Genomic DNA, 7193 nt, shown 5'->3' on the forward strand with positions numbered 1-7193 from the left:
ACCGACGCGTTCGAGCCTTTCCTGCATGACGGCTACGGCGTGATTCGGCACTGAGCAAAACGCCAGCGGTGTGTAGATATTGTCTAGACGCAGACTGATAATCCTATCCAGCCATTCGGAGTCGAATGCGTTTCGTGACTCCGGTCGCGTCGCGCATACTTCGAAGTACGCTTTGGTTGGTAACCAGAACGTCACATTCGACTTGGCTGCTGGGCTAAACTGGCAGCTGACACAAGAGCAGGAGGCGTGAATGATTGGTGCATTGGGAGAGGGCATGCTGACCATCGCCGATGGTCCGGAAATGCCGAGTATCAATGACTTCCTTCCCGATCCGTTCGTTTTTCAAGGCACGCCGTTCGCCATCAACCGCATCATCCTCGTTCGTATTCTCGCGACCGTCATCATGTTGCTGGTTCTCGGAATTACGGCGAGCCGTGCAAAGCTCATCCCGGGCCGTTGGCAGGGAGCAGTCGAATGGCTGATCGAATTCGTCCGTGACAACATCGTCTATCAGGTGATGGGCGAGCTTCGCGGCAAGCGTTACGTGCCGATGATCACCACCGTGTTCTGCACGTTGCTGATCTTCAATCTGTGCGGCATCATCCCGGGCTTCAACATCGCGGCAAGCGCGTCCATCACGCTGCCGCTGGTGTTCGCCATGTGGTGCTTCTGCCAATACTGGATTGCAGGCATCCGCGAGAAGGGCCTTGGCCACTTCCTGAGGGACGAGATCTTCCCGAAGGGCGTGCCTGCTCCGATCTACATTCTGCTGTCCCCGATTCAGCTGCTTGAGCTGCTGATTATCCGTCCGTTCTCGTTGACGATCCGTCTGTTCGCCAACATGGTTTCGGGCCACTTGATTCTTGCGCTGTGCCTTTCGGCCACGCAGTTCTTCCTTATTGATGTGGTGAACAAGATCATGATGCCGTTCGGCATCATCACCTTCGCAGCTGGCATGTTCATGTTCCTGTTCGAGGCGCTGGTCGCCTGCCTGCAGGCATACATCTTCGCCATCCTGACCACCGCGTACATCAATATGAGCTATCCGGAGATCGACTGACCACCGGCTTTTTAATTGTTGCTTCTTGTCAAGCAATAACCAGAAAGGAAACAATCATGGATATCGTTACCCTCGCTGAGGTTGCCGGCAACCTGAACGTCGTTGGCTACGGCCTCGCTGCCATCGGCCCTGGCATCGGTCTGGGCATCCTGATCGGCAAGACCATCGAAGGCACCGCTCGTCAGCCTGAGCTCGGCAGCCGTCTGCAGACCCTCATGTTCCTGGGTCTGGCATTCGTCGAGGTGCTGGCACTGCTCGGCTTCGTGCTCGCCTTCATCAAGTAAGACTTGAGCCAAGGTAACACCGAAGACGCAAACGAACGTGAAAGGAGGAAGACACTATGGTGACCGCAGCTAGCGAGATGGAACTGTTCCTTCCGAAAAGCTACGACATTTTCTGGTCGTTGGTCATTCTGATCATCGTCGCCGTGTTCTTCTACAAGTTCTTCCTGCCGAAGTTCCAGGCTGTGTTCGATGAGCGCGCCGCCAAGATCGAGGGTGGCATCGCCAAGGCCGAGAAGGCCCAGAAGGACGCTGACGAGGCCAAGGCGAAGTACGAGGCTCAGCTGAGCACCGCACGCGTCGAGGCATCCAAGATTCGCGACGACGCCCGCACCGAGGCATCCCGCATCATCGCCGACGCACGCACCCGTGCCGAAAGCGATGCCGCGCAGATCACCGCCACCGCGCAGCGTTCCATCGAATCGCAGCAGCAGCAGGCTCTGGTGAGCCTGAAGGGCGAGGTCGGCGTGCTGGCAACGGCACTGGCCGGCAAGATCCTCGGCAACAAGCTGAACGATGATGATGTGCAGTCGTCGATGATCGACCAGATGATCAACGATCTGGACAGCGACAAGAAGTGATCGAAACCTTCAAGAAAGGGAGGTGACCAATGCGAGGAGAAGCATCGCGTATCGCGGATCGCGTTTCGCGTGACTCGCTGGCCCCCAAGCTGCGTGAGAGCGGCGAGGACGCTTGGCGCATCGGGAACGAACTGTTTCTGATCACCAACGTGCTCGACCACAATGTCCAGCTGGAACGTGCCCTCACCGACCCGTCGCGCCCAGTCGAAGACAAGGTCGCGGTGGTCAAGGCCCTCGTCGGGGACCAGGCCCATCCGCTCACGATGGAGATCATGGCCGACCTGGTGTCCCGCCGCTGGAGCCGCGTGACCGATATCGCCAACGCCGTGGAGGACTTCGGCGTTGACGGCATGATGTACTACGCGGACCACACGAACACCACTCTGCAGGTCTCCGTCGAGCTTGCGGAGCTGCATTCCGCACTGCTCAACCTTCCGGTCGTACGTTCCAAGCTGTATGACGATTCCGTCCCCGCCGAAGCCCGCATCAAGCTGCTCAACAGCCTGATCGGCAACACGGACTTCACCAAGGTGACGAAGCGTCTGGCCGAACACGCGACCTGCAATCTGCGCAATCGTCGTTATCTGCAGACCATCCAGTGGCTGATCAACAAATTCTCCCGTCATATGGGCGAATCGATGGTCACCGTGACCACGGCAAAGCCGCTGACCGGCGAGCAGATCGACAAGCTCACCGCCATCTATTCGAAGAAGACCGGCCATCCGGTGCATATCAACTCCGTGGTCGATCCGACCGTTCTGGGTGGCATGCGCGTTCAGGTTGGCGACGAGGTCACCGACAATACGGTGGTCGCACAGCTGCAGCATCTTCAGCGCACGGTGAAGGCAACCGCCTGACGGTTCGCCGCACGGTGAACAAGCCTGAAACAAGACTTGACTGAATTTATAAACAACAATAAGGAGTGATCATGGCAGAACTTACCATTGATCCCACCACGATACGCAAGGCGCTCGATGATTTCGTCGAGTCGTACAAGCCGTCGGATAACCCAACCCAGGAGGTTGGTTATGTGGCGACCGCTGGCGACGGCATTGCGCACGTGACGGGACTGCCTGGTTGCATGGCCAATGAGCTGCTGACCTTCGAAGACGGCACGCTTGGCCTGGCGTTCAACCTTGACGCCCGCGAGATCGGCGTGGTTATCCTCGGCGACTTCGCAGGAATCGAGGAAGGCCAGGAAGTGCGTCGTACCGGCGAAGTGCTCTCCGTGCCCGTCGGCGACGGCTACCTTGGCCGCGTCGTGGACCCGCTAGGCAACCCGATTGACGGTCTTGGCGCGATCAAGACCGAAGGCCGTCGTATCCTCGAAGCCCAGGCTCCGGACGTTATGCATCGTCACCCGGTTGACGAGCCAATGTCCACCGGTCTGAAGGCAATCGACGCGATGACCCCTATCGGTCGTGGCCAGCGCCAGCTCATCATTGGCGATCGCCAGACCGGTAAGACCGCTATCGCAATCGATACGATCATCAACCAGAAGCGCAATTGGGAATCCGGAGACCCGAAGAAGCAGGTCCGCTGCATCTACGTGGCCGTCGGTCAGAAGGGCTCCACCATCGCATCGGTGAAGCAGTCCCTGGAAGAAGCCGGCGCCATGGAGTACACCACCATCGTGGCCTCCCCGGCTTCCGATTCCGCAGGCTTCAAGTACATCGCACCGTACACCGGTTCCGCCATCGGACAGCACTGGATGTACCACGGCAAGCACGTGCTCATCGTCTTCGACGACCTGTCGAAGCAGGCTGAGGCCTACCGTTCGATTTCCCTGCTGCTGCGTCGTCCGCCGGGACGTGAAGCGTACCCGGGCGATGTGTTCTATCTGCACTCCCGTCTGCTGGAACGTTGCGCCAAGGTTTCCGATGACCTCGGCGGCGGCTCGATGACCGGTCTTCCGATCGTCGAGACCAAGGCGAACGATGTGTCCGCCTACATTCCGACCAACGTGATCTCCATCACCGATGGCCAGATCTTCCTGCAGTCCGACCTGTTCAACGCGAACCAGCGTCCGGCCGTGGACGTCGGCATCTCCGTGTCCCGAGTCGGTGGCGCAGCCCAGACCAAGGCTCTGAAGAAGGTCTCCGGCACGCTGAAGATCTCCTTGGCCCAGTACCGTTCGCTGGAATCCTTCGCCATGTTCGCCTCCGATCTGGATGCGGCTTCGAAGGCTCAGCTGAACCGTGGTTCGCACCTGACCGAGCTGCTGAAGCAGCCGCAGTTCTCGCCGTACTCGATGGAACAGGAAGTCGTCTCCGTGTGGGCCGGTACCCACGGCAAGATGGACGACCTGCCGCTGAGCGACGTGCTGCCGTTCGAGAAGGGCATGCTGGACTACCTGGAGCACAACACCGACATTCTCAAGACCATCCGCGAGACCGAAGACTTCACCGCCGACACCGAGGCTGCCCTCGACAAGGCCGTGGAAGCGTTCCGTCAGACTTACGTCACCAGCGCGGGCAAGCCGCTGGTCGACAAGAAGCCCGACACCAAGGACGCCGCTCCGGTCGAGCAGGAAAAGATCGTCGCAGGAGAGAAGTGATCCATGGGCTCGCAACTCGCATTGAAATCTAGGATCGCCTCCACCGCGTCGCTGGAGAAAATCTTCAACGCGCAGGAGATGATCGCGTCTTCGCACATCGCCAAGGCACGTGACGTGGCCTTGAACGCGAAGCCGTATACCGATGCGATTTTCGACGCCGTGCAAGCGCTGGTGGCCCATTCCCATATCGACCATCCGATCGTGAAGAAGAAGGACGAGGACAACCCTCGCGTGGCTGTCCTCGCCCTTACTTCCGACCGTGGTATGGCGGGTCCGTACACCTCCTCGATCATCCGCGAAACGGAATCGCTGCTGTCCCGCCTCGATGCGGCAGGCAAGCAGCCGGAACTGTATGTGTATGGTCGTCGCGGTGTGACGTACTACAAGTACCGCAATCGTGATATTGCCGGTACATGGGAAGGTGACACCGACCAGCCCGGCGTGGAAGTCGCAGAGTCCATCTCGAAGGCATTGTTGGACGCCTACATGAAGCCGGCGGACCAAGGTGGAGTCTCCGAACTCTACATCGTGTTCACCGAATTCGTGAACATGGTGGTGCAGAAGGTGCGCGTGCTGCGCATGCTGCCGGTCGAGCTCGTGCGTCCGGAACAGCAGACCTCCGGCCCCGTGTCGGGAGCCGACGCCGATGCGGCGACTCCGCTGTATGCGTTCGAGCCGAGCGTCGACGAGGTGCTTGACGCCATCCTGCCGAAGTACATCCAGTCCCGTATCCATGAATGCCTGCTCACCGCAGCGGCATCCGAGACTGCAAGCCGGCAGAACGCCATGCATACGGCTACAGATAACGCCCGCAGCCTGATCGACGACCTGACCCGCAAGCTCAACGCTTCGCGACAGGCCGCGATTACCCAGGAACTTACCGAAATCATCGGCAGCGCCGACGCGCTGAACAAGAAGGAAGAGTAGGAACGCATATGGCTGAGAATCAGACCACAGCGGCTCCCGAGACGGCTGCAGAGCCGACCGTTGGACGCGTTACGCGTATCCAGGGTTCGGTTATCGACGTCGAATTCCCGGTGGGCCACCTGCCCGACATTTACAATGCACTTACCGTTGAGCTGACCAACACCGGCGCTCACGAAGAGGGCGAGACCGCGCAGAAGATCACCCTTGAGGTCGAACAGCACCTCGGCGATTCCACTGTGCGTACCGTGGCGCTGAAGCCGACCGACGGCCTTGTGCGCGGTGCCACCGTGACCGATACCGGCGGCCCGATCTCCGTTCCGGTTGGCGATGTCACCAAGGGCCACGTGTTCGACGTGTCCGGCAACATCCTCAACAAGAAGGCCGATGAGGTCGTCAAGGTGACCGAGCGTTGGCCCATCCACCGCAACCCGCCGGCATTCGACCAGCTGGAGTCCAAGACCCAGATGTTCGAGACCGGCATCAAGGTCATCGACCTGCTGACCCCGTACGTGCAGGGCGGCAAGATCGGTCTGTTCGGCGGCGCAGGCGTCGGCAAGACCGTGCTGATTCAGGAAATGATTCAGCGTGTGGCCCAGAACCACGGCGGTGTGTCCGTGTTCGCCGGTGTCGGCGAGCGTACCCGTGAGGGCAACGACCTGATCGGCGAAATGGACGAGGCCGGTGTGCTTGAAAAGACCGCACTGGTCTTCGGCCAGATGGATGAGCAGCCGGGTACCCGTCTGCGTGTCCCGCTGACCGCACTGACCATGGCCGAGTACTTCCGTGACGTGCAGAACCAGGACGTGCTGCTGTTCATCGACAACATCTTCCGCTTCACCCAGGCCGGTTCCGAGGTGTCCACCCTGCTCGGCCGTATGCCGTCCGCAGTGGGCTACCAGCCGAACCTGGCCGATGAGATGGGCGCGCTGCAGGAGCGAATCACTTCGACCCGTGGCCACTCCATCACCTCGCTGCAGGCCATCTACGTGCCGGCCGATGATTACACCGACCCGGCTCCGGCGACGACCTTCGCCCACTTGGACGCGACTACCGAGCTTTCTCGTGACATCGCCTCCAAGGGCATCTACCCGGCAGTGGATCCGCTGAGCTCCACTTCGCGAATCCTTGATCCGCGTTATGTCGGCCAGGCCCACTACGAGTGCGCCAACCGCGTCAAGGCGATTCTGCAGCGTAACAAGGAGCTGCAGGACATCATCGCCCTGATCGGTATCGACGAGCTCGGCGAGGAAGACAAGACCACCGTGAACCGCGCGCGTAAGATCGAGCAGTTCCTTGGCCAGAACTTCTACGTCGCTGAAAAGTTCACCGGCCGTCCGGGCTCCTACGTCCCGGCGGACGAGACCATCGAGGCCTTCACCCGCATCTGCGACGGTGTGTATGACGACGTTCCGGAGCAGGCATTCTCCGGTATCGGCGGCATCGACGACCTCGAGAAGAAGTGGCACGACATGCAGAAGGAATACGGTGCGTGATGGCCGGATCGACAATGCAGGTGAACATCGTCGCCGCTGACCACCCTGTGTGGAACGGCACGGCGAAGTCCGTCACCATTCCGGCCTCCGAGGGCGGAATGGGCATCCTGCCCGACCACGAGCCTGTGCTGACCGTGATCAAGGAGGGAACCATCGTCGTGGTGGATCCCGAAGGCGAACGTCTCTCGTTTGATGTGACCGACGGCTTCATTTCCTTCGATTCGAACAAGCTCACCGTTGCGGTCGAGCGTGGACGCAACGTCAAGCGCGCCGAATAATTCGGTTCCGTTATTG

The 7193-nt window shown here is 60.0% G+C and carries 8 protein-coding genes; all 8 read left to right on the plus strand.

The features are described from left to right. Positions 1-250 precede the first annotated feature (250 nt). The 8 genes from atpB to B3C64_RS02420 all read left to right on the plus strand — a co-directional run bounded on the left by atpB (position 251) and on the right by B3C64_RS02420 (position 7177). Entirely contained in the window at positions 251-1060 is an 810-nt protein-coding gene (gene atpB, locus B3C64_RS02385; protein WP_291533465.1) for a F0F1 ATP synthase subunit A, read from the plus strand. 56 nt (positions 1061-1116) lie between these two features. After that, positions 1117-1344: an ATP synthase F0 subunit C gene (atpE, locus tag B3C64_RS02390; protein WP_003809874.1), complete on the plus strand. Its 228-nt coding sequence runs from the start codon at positions 1117-1119 to the stop codon at positions 1342-1344. 56 nt (positions 1345-1400) lie between these two features. Beyond that, on the plus strand, positions 1401-1922 hold the full coding sequence (locus B3C64_RS02395) for a F0F1 ATP synthase subunit B (RefSeq protein ID WP_291533475.1): 522 nt from the start codon (positions 1401-1403) through the stop codon (positions 1920-1922). Positions 1923-1951: 29 nt separating this feature from the next. Next, entirely contained in the window at positions 1952-2779 is an 828-nt protein-coding gene (locus B3C64_RS02400) for a F0F1 ATP synthase subunit delta (RefSeq protein WP_291533476.1), read from the plus strand. 71 nt (positions 2780-2850) lie between these two features. Next, a complete protein-coding gene (gene atpA, locus B3C64_RS02405; protein WP_291533478.1) occupies positions 2851-4479 on the plus strand; it encodes a F0F1 ATP synthase subunit alpha in 1629 nt (542 codons plus the stop codon). 3 nt (positions 4480-4482) lie between these two features. Continuing rightward, positions 4483-5406, plus strand: a complete 924-nt coding sequence (locus tag B3C64_RS02410; RefSeq protein ID WP_291533480.1) for a F0F1 ATP synthase subunit gamma — start codon at positions 4483-4485, stop codon at positions 5404-5406. 8 nt (positions 5407-5414) lie between these two features. After that, complete coding sequence (gene atpD / locus B3C64_RS02415; RefSeq protein WP_291533482.1) at positions 5415-6899, plus strand: F0F1 ATP synthase subunit beta; 1485 nt, start codon at positions 5415-5417, stop codon at positions 6897-6899. Further along, entirely contained in the window at positions 6899-7177 is a 279-nt protein-coding gene (locus B3C64_RS02420) for a F0F1 ATP synthase subunit epsilon (RefSeq protein WP_291533483.1), read from the plus strand. The genes atpD and B3C64_RS02420 overlap by 1 nt, the downstream gene beginning before the upstream one ends. The last annotated feature ends 16 nt before the right edge of the window (positions 7178-7193 follow it).

This window comes from Bifidobacterium sp. UBA6881, assembly GCA_002451435.1.
In the GTDB taxonomy this organism is placed as follows: domain Bacteria; phylum Actinomycetota; class Actinomycetes; order Actinomycetales; family Bifidobacteriaceae; genus Bifidobacterium.

What these genes read in the sequence shown, in the direction of transcription:
- atpB (WP_291533465.1), top strand. Translation starts at nt 251, where the DNA reads ATGATTGGTGCATTGGGAGAGGGCATGCTGACCATCGCCGATGGTCCG.
- atpE (WP_003809874.1), top strand. Translation starts at nt 1,117, where the DNA reads ATGGATATCGTTACCCTCGCTGAGGTTGCCGGCAACCTGAACGTCGTT.
- B3C64_RS02395 (WP_291533475.1), top strand. Translation starts at nt 1,401, where the DNA reads ATGGTGACCGCAGCTAGCGAGATGGAACTGTTCCTTCCGAAAAGCTAC.
- B3C64_RS02400 (WP_291533476.1), top strand. Translation starts at nt 1,952, where the DNA reads ATGCGAGGAGAAGCATCGCGTATCGCGGATCGCGTTTCGCGTGACTCG.
- atpA (WP_291533478.1), top strand. Translation starts at nt 2,851, where the DNA reads ATGGCAGAACTTACCATTGATCCCACCACGATACGCAAGGCGCTCGAT.
- B3C64_RS02410 (WP_291533480.1), top strand. Translation starts at nt 4,483, where the DNA reads ATGGGCTCGCAACTCGCATTGAAATCTAGGATCGCCTCCACCGCGTCG.
- atpD (WP_291533482.1), top strand. Translation starts at nt 5,415, where the DNA reads ATGGCTGAGAATCAGACCACAGCGGCTCCCGAGACGGCTGCAGAGCCG.
- B3C64_RS02420 (WP_291533483.1), top strand. Translation starts at nt 6,899, where the DNA reads ATGGCCGGATCGACAATGCAGGTGAACATCGTCGCCGCTGACCACCCT.